This window comes from uncultured Tenacibaculum sp. (assembly GCF_947504135.1).
Lineage (GTDB): Bacteria > Bacteroidota > Bacteroidia > Flavobacteriales > Flavobacteriaceae > Polaribacter.
Map to the genome: position 1 here is coordinate 1 of NZ_CANNGG010000007.1, position 22,237 is coordinate 22,237.

Sequence of the window (22,237 nt, forward strand, 5' to 3'; positions counted from 1 at the left end):
GGTCGTTGCCTTTCTTTTAAACCTCAATCTTTTAGTAGATTGAGGTTTTTTTTTGCTCTTTACTTTAGGAACTATTATAGGGACTCTCTTAGCAGGAAATAGTTATACAGGTAGATTTTAGAATATTAAAAATTTAAGACTCTTACAGTATTTAGGTTTTCTAATACCCATAAATTACCTTTTTTATCGAATGTTATAGCTCCTGGTAAGCTTAAGTTTGTTACTGATGTATCAAAAGTTCCATCTAAGTGGTAACGACTAATAGTTCCACCAATTGGAGGTAGTCCTGGAATTCCGAATAACGAAAACCAACTGTTTTCATCTAGCTCTACAACATATAACATACCATCTGGACCAATTTCTACATCGATAACTGATGTTAGTGTTAATAAGTACATTACAATCACCAACAGGTTTTCTTCATCACAAACAGCATGTGTTGCATCGGCAGGTAATTTCCATATACGTGAACGAGCAATAGGAACACCTTCTGCTAAAGCACCTGTTAATTCGCCTATATAAATATAACCGTCTGGTCCTACAGCTACTGATGTTGGTACAGGCTGAACATAACATTCTATACTCCCACCTTCACCAGTGTACCAACGCACAAGATAATAACCTTCTTCACTTAAAGGGGGAGAAAGTATTGCTTTATAGTTTACTACTCCTTCAGTTGTTGCATACAAAATAGTGTTACCAGCTGCATCTGCAAGCAAAATTGTGTCATCATCTAAAACGGTTACTTTGTACGGATTATTTTGTGGTCCAGCACTAAAACCATCAATGGCTTCACAAAGTTGGTTTTTCCATTTTAAACCTTTAAAAGCATCTGGGTCGTTGTTACGTTCAAAGGCAGCTAAGTCAGCTACAATTTTTGCATTTCCGTTAGACACCTTATAAAGTTTACCATTTTGCGCTAGATCGGTACCTCCTGTAGTTACAAAAGCATTTCCGCTACCTATTGATGCAATTCCTTGAACACTACTGGCTGTATCAATCGTTGCCATGGTTTTTAATTGACCATTTTTAATCACTTGAATTGTTTTACTATCGGCACCATTTACAGCAACCATAATACTACCGTCTGGCGCAGCAGAAATATCGTACACGGTTCCTTTAAACGCATAGGTTTCATTTGTATAGTTGTTATTAGTTTATTGTTATTTTGGAATACATTTAAGCTTACCATTCTCGTTAGCTATTTCTAATGTTTTTTTAAGTTGAAAACCAGGGGTAAACATTTTGCCGACAAAGCTTACTATAGGTTGCCCTGCTTCAGAATTTGCCAAGTTATTTAACTCTAATTGTTCATTAGCAAACTTGAATTTATAATATAATACCATATGAGGAAGTTCATGTTTTACGGTTTCACTGAAATCAAATTGTAGTTTCTTTAACCATAAATTAAATGTCTCTTTATCTTTTGGGTCAAGATCTGAATAACTTCTCTTACCTTTATCTTTTAAAAATTTAGCTAAGGCGTCATTATACATGTTTTTTGCTCTATTGCCTAATTCGAAAAGCTCTATTTGGTTTTCACCCAAAACTATAGAGTCGTCATATAAAGTTTGATTTCCAAAAAAGTAGTTCCTAATTTTTATCTCATATTGTTTAGAAACTCCATCATCTTTATCACCATCGGCAGATAACCCATAAAATTCTTGCGGGCAGTAATTAATTGCAGTACCAGCAAAGAGCACCATGGATTCTATTCCTAACCAATCTTTCTTTTTGCACGGATCAGTTTCAGTTTCTGCCTTTAAATCACAGTAAGCCAACATTTCTGCATATGCCCCCATTATTTGTAAGCATTTTCCTGTTTTAGATTCGTTAGAGAATTTATTTAAAGCTTCAGAAAAATTTCCCATTAAGTTTTTAAACTTCCGATCTTCAATTTTTTTGTTTATTTCTTTCATGGTATTTCCCCATTCAGCGTCCGTATCTGCCTGTTCTTTTCCTGCGTCTTTTGCTTCTCCAAAAGCATCTTTGGCTGCATTCAATATATCACTTAGTTCTTGTGCTTGTAATGAGCTGCAAAACAGCAATAGAATAATTATGATGTCGCTAATTTTTTTCATGATATTTGATTTTAGTTGTTAGAAAATCCTTGAGCTTTGTATTCACTCTTGTTAATAATAAAGCTTTGTTGTTTAATATCTGTACATGCCATACTAAAAGCCCCTTTTTTACCTTTGTTAGAAGTATGATTCATTTCCATTAGCATCGTGTTTTCACCAAGAGGTAAAATGCTATTGGTTGCTTTACCCATACCACTCATTCCTCCTAAAAAACCTACGGGAGTTTCATTAGTAACCCAGATTCTCGTCACTCCTTCTTTTGAGGTTATTTGAAATCCTTTACAGAAATAGCCTAAAATTGTTTTGCTGGGTATAGAAGTTATTTTAACATCACTATTTTTTACATCGGTTTTTTGGCTTAGCTTTTTAGTGTATTTGTCCATCATACCACTATTCATAGGTAAATTCATTGCTGTTTTTTGTTCACCGTTGTCACTAAATAGCACCAAGAGCTTATTTTTCATGTCCATTACCGTAATATTATTTTGTTTTCCATCAGTCATAGAGTTTCCAAAATATGCTTCGTTTGGTTCTAACCAATACTTCATGTCTGTTTCTTTTTTACCTGTATTAATCTTCATAGTACACAGGTATGAAAACTTATAAGTATCAGGAACAGCATCAAGTCCGCCACCAAACATTTTTGACATTTTTTGCTGCATAGCACCTTTTTTTCCTTTGTTTTTTTTAGAAGGATTGCTTGTTGTAGCACTGTCTATAACCTGCTCTGTTTTTTTGGTAACTACTTCATCTGTTTTTTTTAAAATGGTTTTTTCAGCTGCTTCTTGAGCTTTCTTCTTTAATTTTTTAAAAAATTGCGCTTCTGCTGTGTAACTCATACTTAAAAAAAGTAAGGTTAATACTATGTGTTTTGTTTTCATGGTTTTAGGTTTTTATGGTTTTTAAAACAACTATTCCGTTTTTATTTTCTTTAATTTTTGTTTTAATATTTTTTAATAAAATAAATGTGTCACCAGGGATGAATTGATCTCCAGATATATAACTATTTTTAATATCAAAAGCTGATACAGTATTATTTGTAGGAACTAAAGAGTAATTTCCGTAGAGCATCCCTTTGTAAAAGGAACTATTAGGATATTTCTTTTTAACTATTTCTGGGTTCTGCATCGTTTCAAAAAGCTCAATATTTTGTATTTTATTTGTCTTGTTGTCTACAATTAAGATAATTTTTGAACCGCTAAGATTAGAAGAGTTGTTTTTAATACTTGTTATTCTAAAATTAGCAATACCAACTTTAGCATCGTATTTTGAATCGTTAATAGCCCCACCAACAGAAACCATGGTAGGTTGCATTTTAAATCGAGGCAGGTTTAAAACTAATTTATTGTCCAAAAATATTTTGAGGTTGCTGTTTTTACATGCTATTTTAACATGACGCCAAATAGGTTCTAATGTATGTAGGTCTTTAAAAAAGTTCTCGGCTTTACCTGATTCGGATTGTAACCAACTTGTTGAGATTCCGTTTCGCTTTATAATAAAGGGATTATAACGAATATTACCTTGTTTATGACTGTATTTTCCGTTCCATAATCTTACAATAATACGTTGCCCGTATATAGAACTTGTTTTACCAAAAAAGGCATCGAACTCTATAGTAAAATCACCATTAATATAATTGTTGGTTTGGTTGTTAACCACGGGTTTAATAATACTGCCATGTAGTAAACTTATAGTATTAAATCCGTCAATTGCCTCAACAGTTTCCATACCAGTAATTACATCCCACTTACTGGGGAAATCCCCCATAGTTTCCCCTGAAACATCATCGTAAAATATTTGAGAATAGCCTATATATGAAGTTATAATCATGATTAAGAATAAAAAATTTGTTTTCATAGTGTTTGTTTTTAGTTATTCCTATTTTGAGGAGTAAAAAAGAGGAGCGATGTTTATTTGTATTAATAAACATAAATGCAAAAGGGTGAAGTTAAAAGGAGTATAATTTCAAAAGAAACTATTTAACTACGTGCAACTTAAAAGTAAGATTAATAGTTAAGTTGTTAATAGGTTTATTTATAGTTTGTTTCAATCAATACATACTTTGTATGTTAAAACTTATAAATCGTTTTTGCAAAGTTACAAGATGAAGTTTTCAAATTAAAAGGGTTTTCGTTGATATTATAAAGTGAAATACACTAAAAATAAAGAGGTTACGATGTACTGGGTTCTTATAAGTATATTTAAAGAAACAGTGCAGTATATGATTCGAGCAATTATCATAGACGATGAGTTTAACGCTATTTAAAACTTAAAATGGGAAATAGAAAGCTTTTGTAGTGATATAGAAATATGTGACACATTTACCAATCCTTTAGAAGCAATATCGGGGATTAACTATTTAAAACCCGATTGTGTTTTTTTAGATGTTGAAATGCCAGAGATGGATGGTTTTCAGTTGTTAGAAAGATTAACTTTTAGAGATTTTGACTTGATTATTACTTCAGCATGCGATAATTATGCAATAAAAGCTTTTAAAGAACATGCGGTAGACTATTTACTAAAACCGATAGATTCAGAAGACTTGCTTAAGGCAGTAAATAGAGTGCGCGAAAACCAAAAACGGAATGCTTTAGGAGATCAGTTAAAAAACATAATAAAAGCCTATGTGCCTGAAAAAAAGTTTGCTCGCTTGGCTATGCCTGTTTTTGGAAAAACCATTTTTGTTGACTTTGAAGATATTCTGTATTGTAAATCTGACGGAAGTTATACAGAAGTACACTTTAATACAAATAATAAGGAACTACTTTCAAAAAAACTAAAAGAAATAGAAGCGCAAACAGACGATTTATTTTTTAGATTACATAATTCGTATTTAGTTAATTTACTCTATGTAAAAGAGTATGTAAAAAATGATGGACCTTATTTGGTATTATCGAATGGAGTATCAATTCCTGTTTCAAGAGCAAAAAAGAACGAATTGTTACAGATATTAAATTCCTAATTTACTTAGGAAACTTCTTCGTTAACATATTTTTTTAATCAGTCGCATCAAAATGGTTTTTTTAGTTTTTACCTTAGGTATACTCTTCATTCTAACAGTTTACCATTTTTTATTATACTTTCAACATAAAGATAAACTTTATCTTTTTATATAGTGGATATACTTTCTTTATTTTCCTATCACAACTTCAATGGATAAAAGAAGGTTTTTTATTTCATTTTTTTAAACCTGTGGAAGAAATAATCAGGTTTCCTGAAGTTTTCACAGAAGCCTACTATATAATTTACTGTTATTTTGCATTTAGTTTTTTAGAAATAAAAAAGGAACTTCCTTGGTGATATAAAAAATGCTTTCAGTGGCTATATGTAATTGTGGCATATTGTACACTTAAGCTTGTTGGTTTTACAATTACAGGAAATAGAATGGTGCTGTACAAAGGGTATTTTTCTTTATTATTATGATGAGTGCTTTAGGTATAGTAATGTATATTCCTTTTTTAAAATCGAAAAGTAAATTAAAATACTATATGATAATTGGGTCGATGGTGCTTTTTATTACATCGGTTTCATCGTTATTGTATTAACTACATTTAAAAGGAATAGGAGAAAGAGTAGAGTCTGCTTATAGCATTTATATACAGGGTTTATATTAGAAAACATCATTTTTTCTTTAGGATTAGGGCATAAACAGAAATTAATTTTAGAAGAACGTAACTAATCACAAGCACAATTAATTCAGTAGTATTCAGAAAATGAAGAATTGCGAGAAAAAGTTCAAAAAAAGTTAGAATTAGATATTGAAACGTTGAACAAACAAACAGAGCTAAAAAAGTTAGAAGCTGTTAAAATGCAATATGATAAAGAGTTGGCAGAATTAAAAGTAGCAACATTGCGCAACCAAATGAATTCGCATTTTATTTTCAATTCGTTAAATTCTATCAAACGATACATTATTGATAACAATAAAGTAGAAGCCGTTTTTTACCTCAATAAATTTTCAAAACTCATTCGGAAAATTTTAGCTAGCACTATAGATACAGAATCTTCTTTACAAGAAGAATTGGAGATTTTAGAGTTATACATGAGCATAGAAAATACTAGGTTAGACAATACCGTAAATTTTTCGTTAAGTGTTGATGAAGCGCTGAATTTAAGAATGATAAAAGTTCCACCTTTAATAACTCAACCTTTTATTGAAAATGCGATTTGGCACGGACTCGCTTTAAAAAAAACAAATAGGCAGCTTAAAGTAGAAGCTTTAAATGCGAGTAAACATCAAGTACAAATTGATATTATAGATAACGGTATAGGAAGAGTAAAATCGAAAGAAATAAAAGAAAGGAAAATACATAAGCGTACCTCGGTAGGAATAAAACTAACCGAAGAACGTTTGCAACATTTTGCAAAAAACTATCAACATAAATCAGGTATTATTTTTACAGATTTGTATATAAAAAACAAACCAGCAGGAACCAAGGTTTCTATTATTATTCCTTTAGTTTAGAAAGTTGTTATTAATTAGTGAAACAGATTTTTCTAACGCAGTTTTTATCTCTTTCTTCGTTATTTTTATAACTTTAAAAGGTTTAATTTTGCTTAAAAATTAAAGGATGAATAAAGCAATCTATATTGCTGCAAGTGAGGCAAATTCAGGAAAATCTATGTTGAGTTTAGGCTTAATGCAGTTGTTACTTCGCAAAAAACCTAAAGTAGGTTATTTTAGACCTATTATTGATAATCCAGTAGGTAATAAAAAAGACAATCACATTAATACTGTTCTTAATTATTTCAACCTTAAAAATAAGTATGAAGATTGTTATGCTTTTACACGTTCTGAACTAATTACCATGCTGAATGATGATCAAGAAGATGAAGTCATCAATAATATCATTGAAAAGTATAAGAAGTTAGAAGAAGAAAACGATTTTGTAATTGTTGAAGGAACCGATTTTTCTGATCACGGAGCAGTGATAGAAATGGATTTAAACGTTCTGATAGCAAAAAACTTAGGAGCTCCTGTAATTATAGTTTCTGGCGGAGTAAATAAAACACTCGACGAATTTATTCAAGGTTTACGTTTAACCTACGATTCGTTTGTAAATAAAGACGTACAGGTAATTGCTGTGGTTGCCAATAAAGTACAAGAAAAAAATATTCCAATTATTATTGAAGAAGTAGGTAGAAATTTACCTGAAGCAGTTTCAATAAATACCATTCCGATAGATCAGAAGTTAAACAACCCAACCATCAAAGAGTTCTTAAAAGAAATTGATGCAAAAGTGTTGTTTGGCGAACAGTTTTTAAACAATACCACGGGCGATATTAAAGTAGGAGCGATGCAACTATCACATTTTTTACATCACCTGACTGATGATAGTGTGGTAGTAACTCCAGCAGACCGATCAGATATTTTGTTAGGAACCTTACAAGCCAATATTTCGAGCAATTATCCGTCTATAGCAGGAATCATTCTTACAGGTGGAATGGAGCTTAATTCTTCAGTTGTTAAACTCATCGAAGGGTTGGAAAAAATTGTGCCTATTTTATGGGTTAAAGAAGGAACGTTTAGCGTTACCTCTCGATTAGGAGCGGTTCGTTCGCATATTTATGCTGAAAATGTTGATAAGATTAAGATGTCTATCAATATGTTTGAAAAATATGTTGATGTTGCTAACTTGAATGAGCAATTAATCAGTTACAAAAGAACTGAGGTGTTAACACCAAGAATGTTTCAATATAATTTATTGAAAAAAGCTAAAGAAGTGCGCAAGCATATTGTATTGCCAGAAGGAAATGACGATAGAATTTTAATAGCTGCTTCACAATTACAAAAAACGGATGTTGTTAAATTAACCATTTTAGGAAAGAGAGTAAACGTTGAAGCATCCGTAAAACGATTGAATATTCCGTTCGATTTTGAGAAAACTGAAATCATCAATCCGATTGAATCAGTGTATTTTGCTGATTTTTCTAATACCTTATATGAATTAAGAAAACATAAAGGTTTAAGTCCTGCAATGGCAGAAGACTTGATGGGTGATGTTTCGTATTTTGGAACCATGATGGTCTACAAAGGATTGGCTGACGGAATGGTTTCTGGGGCAGCACATACCACACAACATACGATTAAACCAGCCTTACAATTTGTAAAAACCAAACCAGGGTTTTCGGTAGTTTCGTCAATTTTCTTTATGTGTTTAGAAGATAGAGTTTCGGTGTTTGGCGATTGTGCTATCAACCCGAATCCGACTGCAGAAGAATTGGCAGAAATCGCAATTTCATCAGCAGATTCAAGTATCGCTTTTGGAATTGATCCTAAAATAGCGATGTTATCGTATTCATCAGGAACTTCAGGAAAAGGAGAAGATGTAGATACTGTTAGAAAAGCAACCGAGATTGTAAAAGAAAAACGTCCTGATTTAAAAGTAGAAGGACCCATTCAGTACGATGCGGCGGTAGATCCTTCCGTAGGAAAAAAGAAATTACCAAATTCAGAAGTTGCAGGTCAAGCAAACGTGTTAATCTTCCCTGATTTGAATACAGGAAACAACACCTATAAAGCAGTACAACGAGAAACAGGCGCTTTAGCAATTGGCCCAATGTTACAAGGATTGAATAAACCCGTAAACGATTTAAGCAGGGGGTGTACTGTTGACGATATTTTTAACACCGTAATTTTAACAGCAATTCAAGCACAAGAATAAACCACAATATGAAAGTTTTAGTAATAAATTCAGGAAGTTCTTCTATAAAATATCAATTGTTTGAAATGCCTCAGCAAGAGGTGCTTTGTTCAGGATTGATAGAAAGAATTGGGTTAGAAAAAGGAGCGGTTCACTACAAATCGAATCATCATAAAGTTGAAGAAGAACTCACAATTAAAAATCATAAAGACGGTTTAGAAAAGGTGGTCGATTTGTTGCTTGATAAAGAAGTAGGTGTAATTTCCTCTACCGATGAAATTAAAGTGGTGGGGCATCGCGTAGTACATGGCGGAAGTACATTTACCAAAACCACGGTGGTAACCGACGAGGTTAAAAAGAAAATTGAATCGTTATTTACGTTAGCACCGCTTCACAACCCTGCAAATTTAGAAGGAATTAAAGTAAGTGAAGCAATATTTAAAAATGCGCAACAAGTAGTTGTTTTTGACACGGCATTTCATCAAACCATACCTGTCGAAGCTTATAAATATGCCATTCCGAATAAATTTTTAGACGACCATAGAATCCGCTTGTATGGATTTCACGGAACGAGTCATAAGTACGTGTCGGAAAAGGCGAATGAATTTCTTCAAAAAGAACATTCAAAAATTATTACGATTCACTTAGGAAATGGATGTAGTATTACTGCTGTCGAAAACGGAAAAAGTATCGATCACAGTTTAGGTTTTGGTCCTGTTACAGGATTAATTATGGGGTCGCGTTCTGGTGATATTGATCATTCTTTAATTTTCTATTTGATAAACAACTTAGGTTATGACGCCGATTATGTAAATAACATGCTGCAAAAAGAAAGCGGAATGTTAGGCTTAACGGGTTTTAGTGATTTACGTGATATTGAAGCAGCAGCAGCGAATGGAAATAAAGATTGTCAGCTAGCGTTGGATATGAATGCGTATCGAATAAAAAAATACATTGGGTCGTATGTGGCTGCGATGAACGGTATAGATGCGATTGTATTTACTGCAGGTATTGGCGAAAACTCTGATGTAATTCGAAAATTAGTATGTACCGATATGGAGTATTTGGGAATTGAATTAGATGTAGAGAAAAACGCAATTCGTGCTAAAAAATTGACAGAAATTAGTAAAGAAATTTCTAAAGTAAAAGTACTAGTAATTCCGACAAATGAAGAGCTAGAAATCGCAAAACAATCGTACGAACTGGTGTAGTATGAATTATAAGTATGCTTATTTAGTTCGATTTCAATATTTAGGATTTCGCTTACATGGTTGGCAAAAACAACCAAATTTAAAAACAGTTCATTTTTTTGTAGATAAAACGTTGAAGTTTGTTTGTAAAGGAATCCGTTGTAAATCAGTGGGAGTTGGAAGAACAGATGCGAAAGTTTCATCAACCGATTATTATTTTCAATTGTTTATTGATGAAAAGCTAGACGAGCCTTTTTTTATGGAAGATTTCAATCGCAATTCACCTTCTGATATTCGAGTGTTAGCTGTTGAAGAATTGCTAGACGAAGAATTCAATATTATTCAACACCCTAAAGTAAAAGAATATCGTTATTACTTTTCTTTTGGAGAAAAAAACCATCCGTATGGTGCAGCTTTCTTAACAGGATATTTGGAAGAGTTAGATGTAGAATTGATGAAACAGGGAGCACAATTGTTTCAAGGCTTTCATAATTTTAAGCATTACTGTACTAAACCATCACCTGAAACAAAAGTTGAAAGAGAAATTGATGTTTGTAAGATTGAAGAAAACACAGAGCTAATTGCTTCATTTTTTCCAGAGAAAAGCTATGTGTTAATCATAAGAGGAAGTGGTTTTTTACGTAACCAAATCCGTTTGATAATGGGAGCTTTAGCCGAATTAGGAAAAGGAAATTATGATTTGGAATTCATTAAAAAAAGTTTGAGTCCTGAAAATAGTGGTATTGACTTTATGAAAACTATTGCTCCAGCTTCAGGGTTACATTTACATAAAGTAGAATTCAAAAAATAAAGCTTGTCAATTGACAAGCTTTATTTTTATGATTATGTGTTGAATTAGAATTAATCTCTAATTAAACTTCTTGAGATTACAATTTTCTGAATTTCTGAAGTTCCTTCGTAAATCTGAGTAATTTTAGCATCACGCATTAAACGCTCAACATGGTATTCTTTAACAAAACCATTACCTCCGTGAATTTGAACAGCTTCAACAGTTTGTTCCATAGCTACTTTAGAAGCATATAATTTAGCCATAGCACCTTCGCGATCGTAGTTCTCACCAGCATCTTTCTTGCAAGCAGCAGCCATTACTAAGTGACGAGCAGCAGCAATTTCAGTATACATATCAGCTAATTTGAACGCGATAGCTTGGTGGTTACAAATTTCAGTACCGAAAGCTTTACGCTCTTTAGAGTATTTTAACGCTAATTCATAAGCTCCTGACGCAATACCTAATGCTTGAGCAGCAATACCAATACGTCCACCAGACAACGTTTTCATTGCGAATTTGAATCCGAAACCGTCTTCACCAATACGGTTTTCTTTAGGAACTTTTACATCGTTAAATTGTAACGTGTGTGTGTCAGAACCACGGATACCTAATTTATCTTCTTTAGGACCAATGTGGAAACCTTCCATGCCTTTTTCAACAATAAAAGCATTAATTCCTCTATGACCTTTAGCTCTATCTGTTTGAGCAATTACTAAATAAGTATCAGCACGTCCACCATTAGTAATCCAGTTTTTAGTACCGTTTAATAGGTAGTAATCACCTTTGTCTTCAGCAGTAGTTGCTTGCGAAGTAGCATCAGAACCAGCTTCTGGCTCACTTAAACAAAACGCACCAATTTGCTCACCAGTAGCTAATTTTGTTAAATATTTTTGTTTTTGTTCTTCAGTACCATAAGCTTCTAAACCATAACATACTAATGAATTGTTTACAGAAACCATTACTGAAGCTGAAGCATCAACTTTTGATAATTCTTCCATAATTAATACGTAAGAAACAGCATCCATTCCACTTCCTCCATATTTAGGATCTACCATTACTCCCATAAATCCTAACTCACCCATTTTGCGAACTAGTTCATTAGGAAACTCTTGTTTTTCATCTCTTTCTATAACTCCTGGCAATAATTCGGTTTGAGCAAAATCACGTGCAGCATCACGAATCATTAAATGCTCTTCTGTAAGGTTAAAATCCATTATCTATTTTATATTTTGTTAAATTCGTAAAAAATGTGTTCAAAGATACTTTTTTAATAGCAATTTTTCAATAGACTTGTTATTTTTACTTTATGCAAGACAACTATATTTATTGTATTGGATTAATGTCAGGAACTTCTTTAGATGGAATAGATTTGGCATATATAAAAATGCATGAAAATTTATACGAAGATTTTAGAATTATACAGGCAGAGACAGTATCATATTCTAATGAATGGAAGAATAAACTGCAAGAAGCTATAAATTACGATGAGAAAGATTTACAAATTTTAGATGTTAATTATGGTGAATTTTTGGGGAGTATATTGAATAACTTTATAAGAGAACACCGTATTTCTAAATTAGATTTTATAGCGTCTCACGGGCATACAGTTTTGCATCAACCAGAAAACGGAATTACCTTACAAATAGGAAATGGACAAGTCATAGCAAATGTTACTCAGCAAAAAGTAGTATGTGATTTTAGAACGCAAGATGTAGCGTTAGGTGGACAAGGAGCTCCTTTAGTGCCTATTGGAGATAGACTATTATTTACTGATTATGATTACTGTTTAAACTTAGGAGGGTTTGCTAATATCTCTTATGAAGAAAATAAACAAAGAATAGCTTTTGATATTTGTCCTGTGAATATTGTACTGAACCATTACACACGTAAAATAGACTTAGAGTATGATAATGAAGGGGAAATAGCCTCAGAAGGGAAAATTAATATGGGATTATTAAGACGATTGAACGAGCTTTCCTTTTATCAAGAGCTTCCTCCAAAATCTTTAGGATTAGAATGGGTACAAGAAAATATCTTTCCTTTAGTAGATAAATATGAGATAAATATTCCTTCAGTTTTAAGAACTTTTATTGAGCATACAGCTCTACAAATAGGGAATGTTGTAGAGAATGAAGCTACTATTTTGGTAACAGGCGGAGGAGCGTTCAATACGTTTTTAATGAGTAGGATTGAGTTTTATGCAAAAACAAAAATCAAACAAGCAGATAAAGAACTCATCAATTATAAAGAAGCGCTCATTTTTGCATTATTGGGGGTGTTAAAAGTTCAAAACAAAGTAAATTGTTTACAATCAGTAACTGGAGCAAAAAAAGATCATTCTTCAGGTGAAGTTTTTTATCCGAAGAAATAATGTAAAGTATTTTGAGGAATATTGTTTTTTATGATAAATTTGTTCGGAAACAACTACACATTAAAACTATAGTAAAATGAATCAACTTTAGCTTCCCCAAAAGGGGAAAAATCACAACTCAATTTTTAAGCAAGAAAAAGAAACAGATAAAGTTGAAAATCATCTATTATAACATTAAACAATGAAAGAATTATTAAAGCAATACGAAGAAAAGCAACCAGAAATAGTATTTAATTGGAAAGACCCTGAAACAGAAGCAGAAGGTTGGACAGTTATTAATTCATTAAGAGGAGGTGCTGCTGGTGGTGGTACACGTATGCGTAAAGGATTAGATAAATATGAAGTAATGTCACTAGCTAAAACGATGGAAGTGAAGTTTACAGTATCGGGTCCAGCAATTGGAGGAGCAAAATCAGGGATTAATTTCGATCCGCAAGACCCTCGTAAAAAAGGAGTTTTAGAGCGTTGGTATAAAGCTGTTGCTCCATTATTAAAAAACTATTATGGAACAGGAGGAGACTTAAATGTTGATGAAATTCATGAAGTAATTCCGATTACAGAAGATAGTGGAGTTTGGCATCCACAAGAAGGTGTTTTTAATGGACACTTTAAGCCTACTGAAGCTGATAAAATTAATCGTATTGGTCAGTTACGTCATGGAGTTATCAAGGTGTTAGAAGACGAAAACTTATCGCCAGATATTTCCAGAAAATATACAGTAGCTGATATGATTACAGGCTACGGTGTTGCTGAAGCAGTGCGTCATTACTATGATATTTATGGGGGGACAGTAGAAGGAAAACGTGCTGTAGTACAAGGTTTTGGTAATGTAGGTTCAGCAGCAGCGTATTATTTAGCACAAATGGGAGCTAAAGTAGTGGGGATTATTGACCGTGTGGGAGGAGTTATCAAAGAAGAAGGATTTTCTTTTGAAGAAATTCAAGAAATGTTCTTAAACAAAGACGGTAATACGTTAGTTTCTGAAAACATGATTCCTTTTGAAGAAATTAACGAACGTATCTGGAACTTACCATGTGAAATTTTCGCACCATGTGCAGCTTCAAGATTAATTACTCAAGACCAAATTAATAGTATGATAAATTCTGGTTTAGAAGTTATCTCTTGTGGAGCAAATGTTCCGTTTGCAGATAAAGAAATTTTCTTTGGATCTATTATGGAAGATACTGATAAAAAAGTGAGTTTGATTCCAGACTTTATTTCAAACTGTGGTATGGCAAGAGTATTTGCATACTTTATGGAGCGTAGAGTAGAAATGACAGATCAAGCTATTTTTGAAGATACATCAAATACTATTAAAAAAGCCTTACAAAGAACACATGCTAAAAGTGCTGCAAAAACTCAAATAAGTGAAACAGCTTTTGAAATAGCATTAAAAGAACTGGTATAAAGTTCTTTTTATGACTTCACAAATGCTGTTATTAAGTAATTAAGCATAATAAAAATAAAAGTCTTCCTTTGGTGTTAATATAAAGGAAGACTTTTTACATCAAACAATTTTAAATAAAAGAAATCGTTAGTTATTTAGCGAAAACATAATATAAATTCTAATTTAGTATTCATGCTATTATTTCAAGAAACTCAGGAGTTGGTAGAAGAAGTGCCTCAAGAAAAAACGTTGTCAATCTATAATTTAATTATGGATGGAGGTGTAGGCGGTCAAATTATTATCGCTTTGTTATTCGTGTTATTAGCCGTGGCTCTTTACATTTATTTTGAACGTTTTTTTGCTATTAAAGAAGCATCAAAAGTAGATGTTAATTTCATGGACCAAATTAGAGATCATGTAACGAACGGAAGAATAGATAGTGCTAAATCACTTTGTGATAATACAGTTACGCCAACAGCCAGATTAATAGGAAAAGGAATTTCTAGAATAGGAAAACCTCTTGAAGATATTAATACAGCAATAGAAAATGCAGGAAAACTAGAAGTTTATAAGCTAGAAAGAAATGTATCAGTATTAGCAACTATAGCAGGAGCTGCCCCAATGATTGGGTTTTTAGGAACCGTAATTGGAATGATTGTTGCCATTCATGAGATAGCAAACTCAGGTGGACAAATAGATATTAAAATGTTATCAGATGGTTTGTATACTGCAATGACAACGACGGTTGCTGGGTTAATTGTAGGGATTATCGCATATATCGCTTACAACCATTTAGTAGTTCGTACAGATAAGGTTGTTTATCAGATGGAAGCAAAATCTGTTGAGTTTTTAGACTTATTAAACGAGCCAGTATAATGAATTTACGAGGAAGAAATAAAGTCAATCCAAACTTCAATATGTCATCAATGACTGATATTGTTTTTTTGTTATTGATCTTTTTTATGCTAACATCAACATTGGTTACCGTAAGTGCCATTGATGTCTTGTTGCCTAAAGCAGGAGGAAAAACTGAAAATCAAACTTCGGTAGCAGTAACCATTACAAATGATGCGTCATTTTATATAGACAAAACAAAAGTCAGTAACGTAAATTTAGAAAGAGAGTTGTTAACTAAAGTAGGTGTAGACAAAAAGAAGACAGTGGTTATTCGAGGAGATCAAAATGTGCAATATAAAAATGTAATGCAGGTGATTGATATTGCGAATAGAAACAAGTTAAAAATGATTTTAGCTGTTAAAGGTAAATAAATGACAGTTTTAGATACACAACATAAACGTAAATCAGCTGTTATAACAGCAATTATTCTGATATTGTTTATTATTGGAATATTCAATTACGGAATGAAATATCTCGATCCACCAATTGAATATGGTTTAGCGATTAACTTTGGTACTTCTGAAGTAGGAAGTGGAGAACCTGTTGAAAAAACCAAAGCTCAAGCAACTCCACAACAAGAAGAAGTGGTTGAAGAACAAGTAGAAGAAACGCCAGAAGAGCCTATCAAAGAAGAAATTATTACAAATGATACGGCTGAAGAAGTTCCTGTAGTTGAAAAAAAAGAAGTAAAGAAAGAACCTGTAAAGGAAACTCCGAAAGAAGAAAAGCCTAAAGAACAACCAAAGCCAAAGCCATCTAAAGAAACTACCGATGCGTTAAATAGCTTATTGAATGGAACTTCAAAAGATGGAGCAAATTCCGGCGAAGGAGATGATAAACAATCAGGTGTAAAAGGAAACGAAAAAGGAGACCCAAATTCAGATAAATATTATGGGAATTCTGGAAGTGGTTCAGGAGGTAATTATAACCTAGCGGGAAGAAAAGCCTTGTCAAAACCTATTCAAAAACCCGATTGTCAAGAAGAAGGTACAGTGGTGGTAAGTATCGAAGTAGACCAAAATGGTCGAGTAACGAAAGCAAACCCAGGAGTAAAAGGGACAACAAACTCAGCTCCATGTTTATTAGAACCAGCAAAGCAAGCAGCTTTAAGAACGAAATGGAATGCTGATGGAAATGCACCATCAAAGCAACGAGGAACTATTATCTACAAGTTTTCTCTGTCAAAATAAACTATCTTTGCCAAATAGTTGCAACAAAAAGGTATTCAAGTCGGTTGTGTAAACTGAAGGCACAACTGTTGAAGAAATAAAAATACAAATACATGAAACTAACTGTCATCGGAACAGGCTATGTAGGATTGGTATCAGGGACTTGTTTTTCAGAAATGGGAAATAAAGTAACTTGTGTAGATATCGACCAAGAAAAAATAAATAAACTACACCAAGGAATTATTCCTATCTATGAACCAGGATTAGAAAAAATGGTGTTGAAAAATGTAGAAAAACAAAACTTATTCTTTACAACGAAACTAGAAGAGGCGATTGAAGAAACCGAAATTGTATTTATTGCGGTAGGAACTCCAATGGGAGAAGACGGATCTGCAGATTTACAATACGTGTTAGCGGTAGCAAAAGAGATCGGTCAAAAGATGAATCACCGATTGATCGTGGTTGATAAATCTACCGTACCTGTAGGAACAGCGGATAAAGTAAAAGCAACAATTCAAGCAGAGTTAGATAAAAGAAATGTAAAAATTGAGTTCGATGTAGTTTCAAATCCTGAATTTTTAAAAGAAGGAGATGCGATTAACGATTTCATGAAGCCAGATAGAGTGGTAATTGGAGCAGAATCTGATTATGCGTTTGAAAAAATGCGTCAGTTATATACACCGTTTACCATGTCACACGAACGTTTTATAGGAATGGATGTTCGTTCTGCGGAAATGACGAAGTACGCAGCAAATGCGATGCTAGCAACAAAAATTTCGTTTATGAATGAAATGGCGAATATTTGCGAACGAGTAGGAGCGGATGTGAATAATGTTCGAGCAGGAATTGGTTCTGATTCAAGAATTGGTTATAGTTTTATTTATCCAGGAGCTGGTTACGGAGGTTCTTGTTTTCCGAAGGATGTGAAAGCATTGAAAAAAATTGCGGAAGAAAACGGTTACGAAGCACAATTGATAAGGTCAGTTGAAGAAGTAAACAACCGTCAGAAGTTTGTGGTTGCAGAAAAAATCATCAAAAGATTTGGAGAAGATTTAACAGGAAAAACCTTTGGGTTATGGGGATTAGCGTTTAAACCAGGAACCGATGATATGCGTGAAGCTCCAGCAATTTATGTCGTAAAAGAACTGGTAAAAAGAGGGGCAAAAGTGCAAGCTTATGACCCGAAGGCGATGGAAGAAGCAGAACATTTTTATTTAAAAAATGTAGAGAATATAACCTATAAAAATTCAAAATACGAAGTGTTAGCCGATGCTGAAGCATTGATATTATTGACAGAATGGAAAGAATTCCGTTCGCCAGATTTTTCAGAAATTGAAAAACAACTGAAAACTCCTGTTATTTTTGACGGAAGAAATCAGTACAATAGTTACAATTTAGAAGAACGAGGATTTGAATATTATCAAATAGGAAAGAACTAATGAAAATTTTAGTAACAGGAGCAGCAGGCTTTATCGGATTTCATTTAAGTGAAAGATTGTTAGCACTAGGACACACAGTTGTCGGGGTTGATAATATCAATGATTATTACGATGTCAATTTAAAATATGCTCGATTAAAAGAGTTGGGGATTGGTAGAGAGAATGCTGAGGTTTTTTATCAAGAAACGATCAGTTCAACAAATGAAAACTTCAAGTTTATCAGGTTGAACTTAGAGGATAAAGAAGAACTACTTCAATTATTTACTACTGAAAAATTTGAAGTGGTTTGTAACCTTGCTGCACAAGCAGGAGTTCGTTACAGTATCGAAAATCCTGATGCGTATATTCAAAGTAACATTGTTGGTTTTCTGAATATTTTAGAATGTTGCCGACATCATGAGATTAAACATTTGGTGTATGCAAGTAGTTCAAGTGTGTACGGTGCCAATAAAAAAGTGCCTTTTTCCGAAGAAGATAGTGTAGATAATCCTGTGAGTTTGTATGCAGCAACGAAAAAAAGTAACGAACTCATGGCGCATACCTACAGCCATTTGTATAAGATTCCAACAACAGGATTACGATTTTTTACCGTGTACGGACCTTGGGGAAGACCAGACATGGCACCAATTTTATTTGCTGATGCTATTTCAAATAATCGTCCAATCAAAGTGTTTAACAACGGAGATATGGAACGCGATTTTACCTATATAGATGATATTGTAGAAGGAGTAAAGCGAGTAATAGAAAAGTCGGTTGAGAATAGAGAGCTGTATAAAATCTATAACATAGGAAACAACGATTCTGTAAAATTGCTGGATTTTATTACACAGATGGAAATGAGCTTAGGGAAAGAAGCAACCAAAGAAATGTTACCGATGCAGATGGGAGATGTAAAAAGAACTTGGGCAAATGTTGAAGGTTTAATCAGTGATTACGAATACAAGCCTCAGGTAAAGGTAGCAGAAGGAGTACGTCGTTTTGTGCAATGGTATCAAAAATATCATAGTTAATTTATAAAAGCTTCAGTTATAATATAATTGTTTAATGACTTACCAAGAAGTACTAGATTGGATGTTTGCTCAGTTGCCAATGTACCAACGTCAAGGGCAAACAGCATTAAAAAAAGATTTAGCCAATATTGTTGCATTGTGTGAAGAGCTTGGGAATCCACATAAAAAGTTCAAAACGATTCATGTAGGAGGAACAAACGGGAAAGGATCCACTAGTCATATGCTTGCTTCTATATTACAAGAGGCGGGTTATAAGGTTGGATTGTATACGTCTCCACATTTAAAAAACTTCACAGAACGCATTCGAATCAACGGAGAAGAGATTTCCAGAGATGCGGTAATTGATTTTATAGTAAACAATAAAGCCTTTTTAGAAAATCAAGGATTGTCTTTTTTTGAAATGACAGTAGGGATGGCGTTTGAAGAATTTGCCAATCAAAAAGTAGATATAGCTGTTGTTGAAGTAGGTTTAGGAGGAAGATTAGATTCTACCAATATAATTACGCCTGAAGTTTCGGTAATTACGAACATCGGGTTGGATCACACCCAATTTTTAGGAGAAACCTTACCAGAAATAGCTTTTGAAAAGGCAGGAATCATCAAACAGAATATTCCTGTAGTTATTGGTGAACGTCAAAAAGAAACAGAGAATGTTTTTATCGCTAAAGCGGAAGTATGTAATGCTTCTATTGTTTTTGCTTCAGATAACCCAAAAAGCTATACAACGGATTTACTAGGAGACTATCAAAAGCACAATGTAACCACAGCCGTAACTGCAATTCAACAATTAAAAGAATTTAAAGTTTCCGAAGAGAATATCAAAAACGGATTGTTAAACGTAGTAAAAAACACGAATTTAAAAGGACGTTGGCAAGTGTTTCAGAACAATCCGAAGGTAATTTGTGATACAGCACATAACAAAGAAGGATTATTTTACACCTTAGAGCAATTAAAAAAGGAAAATTATAAGCAATTACACATCGTTTTGGGAGTAGTTTCTGACAAGGATTTGAGTGAAATTTTACCTATGTTTCCAAAAAATGCGAGATATTATTTCTGTAAACCAAATATTCCTCGTGGGTTGTCAGCAGACGAATTAAAAGAACAAGCGATCGAATTTGGATTGGTAGGAGAGGTGTTTGGTTCTGTAAGTCAAGCATTTGAAAAAGCAAAGACAAATGCGTCTGAGGAGGATGTAATCTACGTGGGGGGAAGTACATTTGTGGTAGCAGAAATTTTATAGAAAAAAAATGAAAAAAGTTATTGTCAATCTCTAAAACTGTTATATATTTGCATCCGCAATTAACAAGTAAGGGCGCGTCGCTCAGTTGGTTCAGAACGTCCCGATCAACATCGGGAGAGTCAGGGTTGCCACTCGAATCCTTAACGAGTTTAAATAAAAAAGGGCGCGTAGCTCAGTTGGTTCAGAGCACTTGGTTTACACCCAAGGGGTCAGGGGTTCGAATCCCTTCGCGCCCACAACTCTTAAAAGAGTTAAATGTAATCATCATCCCGATTGACATCGGGAGAGTCAGGGTTACCACTCGAATCCTTAACGAGTTTAAACAAAAAAGGGCGCGTAGCTCAGTTGGTTCAGAGCACTTGGTTTACACCCAAGGGGTCAGGGGTTCGAATCCCTTCGCGCCCACAGATAAAACCTCTACATTTTGTAGAGGTTTTTTACTTTATAGCTATGAATTACTTTGTTTATATTTTGTATTCAAAAACTTTAGATAAGTATTATATCGGTTCTACGAATGATGTGGTAAACCGATTAAAAAAACATTTGTCAAATCACAAAGGGTATACATCAAAAGCAAAAGATTGGATTGTGGTTTATCAAGAAGAGTGTGATTCTAAAGAAGTAGCAGTTAAAAGAGAGTTTTCGATTAAAAAATGGAAGAGTAGAAAGATGATAGAGGTTTTAATTGAGAAGAATAGGTAGAGGGTCAGTGTTTATCCCGATGCTAATCGGGAGGTTCGAACCCCTTTCCCGAAATGAATTCGGGAAAAGCAGTGCCCACAAAAAAAGCCTCATCAGGAATGATGAGGCTTTTTTTATGTTTTAAATCTATATAGTTAAATCCCAACCCGACCTATTTTCATTTTAGTAGAATTCAAGGTTATGGAGTACAAGAGAATCCAAAGAGTTTACGGTCTGGATTCGAATACGAAAGACAACGTAGAATTCAATAAAAGGAAAATACGTCTAGATTTTTTTGGTTCGTTTTTTCATCGATGGAAAAAATGAACAGTATAAAAGATTGTCACATCAAGTGATTTTCCGGACTGAAGGGAAGAATCCCGAGGTCTCGGGAGTATCGAGATGTCTTCATGATTTTAAGCAAAAAATGAATGGAGCCAAAAAGAAAAGCCTGTCATTGGGATCCTGATACATCGGTCGCATCCTCCTATGTAATGAAAAAAAAATAGGGCACGTCATTTCGACCGTAGGGAGAAATCTTTAGGTTAAACGTAGCTGCATTTTTAGGTTATGTGAGGCTATTTCTCAAAAAAGTGAGCTATTCCATTTTAATAAGATTTAGTTGCACTGAACCTAGCGGTTTCTCACATTCGTTATCACTCAGTTCGAAATGACGTTTTGATTGAAAGGAGAGAGTTTCTTTTTCATAAGAATAGTACGCAAAAGCTTCGAGATTCAGGCGTGAAACGCCGCGAAGTTTTGCGTACGGTTCTGCATGGCAGAAATTCCTATTGAAAAAGTGTCCTTTTTTGATTCGTTTTTTGGACAAGCAAAAAATGAATGGGGTAATAAAAACAAAAGATCCTTACCACAAACTAAAACTGAAAGCTGCACCCCAAGCGTAGTCGGAAGGAGATCAAAATGGTAGTAATACAATTTTGAGGACAAGAGTGTAAAAAAATAACCCCGACCTACCGAAGATTTATCGTAAAATTTGAAGTGAAGTTCCCGTAAAATTTTAGGCTGTTTGAGCCTAAACGGAGTTTTATTTAAAGTATTGCTTTGTAAAGGCGAGTTCCTAAAATTTAGAGAACAAGCAAAAAAATTAGATAAAGGTTCGTAAGTCTAGATTTTTTTGGTTCGTTTTTTCATCAATGGAAAAAATGAACAGCATAAAAGTAATGTCATTTCGACCGTAGGGAGAAATCTTAAAGTTGTGAGCTCCTTCTTTTAATAAGATTTAGCTGCGCTGAACCTAGCGGTTTCTCACATTCGTTATCACTCAGTTCGAAATGACGTTTTGATTGAAAGGAGAGAGTTTCTTTTTCATAAGAA

Annotated in this window: 19 protein-coding genes and 2 tRNA genes; 16 read left to right on the forward strand and 5 right to left on the reverse strand. The window is 33.6% G+C overall.

The window, feature by feature from the left end:
* Positions 1-125 precede the first annotated feature (125 nt).
* From Q0663_RS12485 to Q0663_RS12500, 4 genes are read right to left on the reverse strand one after another with little or no spacing between them, the layout of a single operon-like run.
* Positions 126-1,112 carry a ScyD/ScyE family protein gene (locus Q0663_RS12485; RefSeq protein ID WP_299011646.1) on the reverse strand — a complete coding sequence of 329 codons (987 nt, stop codon included), beginning with the start codon at positions 1,110-1,112 and terminating at the stop codon, positions 126-128.
* A 51-nt stretch (positions 1,113-1,163) separates the two neighbouring features.
* The gene (locus Q0663_RS12490) at positions 1,164-2,081 is read right to left on the reverse strand and encodes a hypothetical protein (protein ID WP_299011648.1); all 918 of its coding nucleotides are present in this window, start codon (positions 2,079-2,081) and stop codon (positions 1,164-1,166) included.
* Between the two features lie 11 nt (positions 2,082-2,092).
* Positions 2,093-2,962: a DUF4412 domain-containing protein gene (locus tag Q0663_RS12495; RefSeq protein ID WP_299011650.1), complete on the reverse strand. Its 870-nt coding sequence runs from the start codon at positions 2,960-2,962 to the stop codon at positions 2,093-2,095.
* Between the two features lie 4 nt (positions 2,963-2,966).
* On the reverse strand, positions 2,967-3,938 hold the full coding sequence (locus Q0663_RS12500) for a hypothetical protein (RefSeq protein ID WP_299011652.1): 972 nt from the start codon (positions 3,936-3,938) through the stop codon (positions 2,967-2,969).
* A 451-nt stretch (positions 3,939-4,389) separates the two neighbouring features.
* Between Q0663_RS12500 and Q0663_RS12505 the strand changes: the two genes are divergently transcribed.
* The 5 genes from Q0663_RS12505 (at position 4,390) to Q0663_RS12525 (ending at position 10,726) form a co-directional block, all read left to right on the forward strand.
* Positions 4,390-5,043 carry a LytTR family DNA-binding domain-containing protein gene (locus Q0663_RS12505; protein ID WP_299011688.1) on the forward strand — a complete coding sequence of 218 codons (654 nt, stop codon included), beginning with the start codon at positions 4,390-4,392 and terminating at the stop codon, positions 5,041-5,043.
* A 759-nt stretch (positions 5,044-5,802) separates the two neighbouring features.
* Positions 5,803-6,546, forward strand: a complete 744-nt coding sequence (locus tag Q0663_RS12510; RefSeq protein WP_299011655.1) for a sensor histidine kinase — start codon at positions 5,803-5,805, stop codon at positions 6,544-6,546.
* Positions 6,547-6,652: 106 nt separating this feature from the next.
* On the forward strand, positions 6,653-8,746 hold the full coding sequence (gene pta / locus Q0663_RS12515; protein ID WP_299011657.1) for a phosphate acetyltransferase: 2,094 nt from the start codon (positions 6,653-6,655) through the stop codon (positions 8,744-8,746).
* Between the two features lie 8 nt (positions 8,747-8,754).
* Positions 8,755-9,936 (forward strand): acetate/propionate family kinase, encoded by a 1,182-nt coding sequence (locus Q0663_RS12520; RefSeq protein WP_299011659.1) that lies wholly within the window; start codon positions 8,755-8,757, stop codon positions 9,934-9,936.
* 1 nt (position 9,937) lies between these two features.
* Positions 9,938-10,726, forward strand: coding sequence for a tRNA pseudouridine(38-40) synthase TruA (locus Q0663_RS12525; protein ID WP_299011661.1), 789 nt, complete (start codon positions 9,938-9,940; stop codon positions 10,724-10,726).
* Positions 10,727-10,776: 50 nt separating this feature from the next.
* On the opposite strand, the gene Q0663_RS12530 is transcribed toward Q0663_RS12525, so the two are convergent.
* Entirely contained in the window at positions 10,777-11,919 is a 1,143-nt protein-coding gene (locus Q0663_RS12530) for an acyl-CoA dehydrogenase (RefSeq protein WP_299011663.1), read from the reverse strand.
* Positions 11,920-12,011: 92 nt separating this feature from the next.
* Between Q0663_RS12530 and Q0663_RS12535 the strand changes: the two genes are divergently transcribed.
* The 11 genes from Q0663_RS12535 (at position 12,012) to Q0663_RS12585 (ending at position 20,923) form a co-directional block, all read left to right on the forward strand.
* A complete protein-coding gene (locus Q0663_RS12535) occupies positions 12,012-13,076 on the forward strand; it encodes an anhydro-N-acetylmuramic acid kinase (RefSeq protein ID WP_299011665.1) in 1,065 nt (354 codons plus the stop codon).
* Positions 13,077-13,257: 181 nt separating this feature from the next.
* On the forward strand, positions 13,258-14,484 hold the full coding sequence (locus tag Q0663_RS12540) for a Glu/Leu/Phe/Val dehydrogenase dimerization domain-containing protein (protein WP_299011667.1): 1,227 nt from the start codon (positions 13,258-13,260) through the stop codon (positions 14,482-14,484).
* Between the two features lie 171 nt (positions 14,485-14,655).
* Positions 14,656-15,339, forward strand: coding sequence for a MotA/TolQ/ExbB proton channel family protein (locus tag Q0663_RS12545; RefSeq protein ID WP_047790255.1), 684 nt, complete (start codon positions 14,656-14,658; stop codon positions 15,337-15,339).
* Positions 15,339-15,731 (forward strand): biopolymer transporter ExbD, encoded by a 393-nt coding sequence (locus Q0663_RS12550; protein WP_299011675.1) that lies wholly within the window; start codon positions 15,339-15,341, stop codon positions 15,729-15,731. The genes Q0663_RS12545 and Q0663_RS12550 overlap by 1 nt, the downstream gene beginning before the upstream one ends.
* On the forward strand, positions 15,732-16,550 hold the full coding sequence (locus Q0663_RS12555; protein ID WP_299011677.1) for an energy transducer TonB: 819 nt from the start codon (positions 15,732-15,734) through the stop codon (positions 16,548-16,550).
* Between the two features lie 92 nt (positions 16,551-16,642).
* Positions 16,643-17,968 (forward strand): UDP-glucose/GDP-mannose dehydrogenase family protein, encoded by a 1,326-nt coding sequence (locus Q0663_RS12560; RefSeq protein ID WP_299011679.1) that lies wholly within the window; start codon positions 16,643-16,645, stop codon positions 17,966-17,968.
* Positions 17,968-18,978, forward strand: coding sequence for an NAD-dependent epimerase (locus tag Q0663_RS12565; RefSeq protein WP_299011681.1), 1,011 nt, complete (start codon positions 17,968-17,970; stop codon positions 18,976-18,978). The genes Q0663_RS12560 and Q0663_RS12565 overlap by 1 nt, the downstream gene beginning before the upstream one ends.
* Before the next feature lie 34 nt (positions 18,979-19,012).
* Positions 19,013-20,221, forward strand: a complete 1,209-nt coding sequence (locus tag Q0663_RS12570) for a folylpolyglutamate synthase/dihydrofolate synthase family protein (RefSeq protein WP_299011683.1) — start codon at positions 19,013-19,015, stop codon at positions 20,219-20,221.
* Between the two features lie 161 nt (positions 20,222-20,382).
* Positions 20,383-20,457: transfer RNA gene (locus tag Q0663_RS12575), tRNA-Val, on the forward strand.
* Positions 20,458-20,551: 94 nt separating this feature from the next.
* Positions 20,552-20,626 (forward strand) — tRNA-Val (locus tag Q0663_RS12580).
* Positions 20,627-20,671: 45 nt separating this feature from the next.
* Positions 20,672-20,923, forward strand: coding sequence for a GIY-YIG nuclease family protein (locus Q0663_RS12585; protein WP_299011685.1), 252 nt, complete (start codon positions 20,672-20,674; stop codon positions 20,921-20,923).
* Positions 20,924-22,237 lie beyond the last annotated feature (1,314 nt).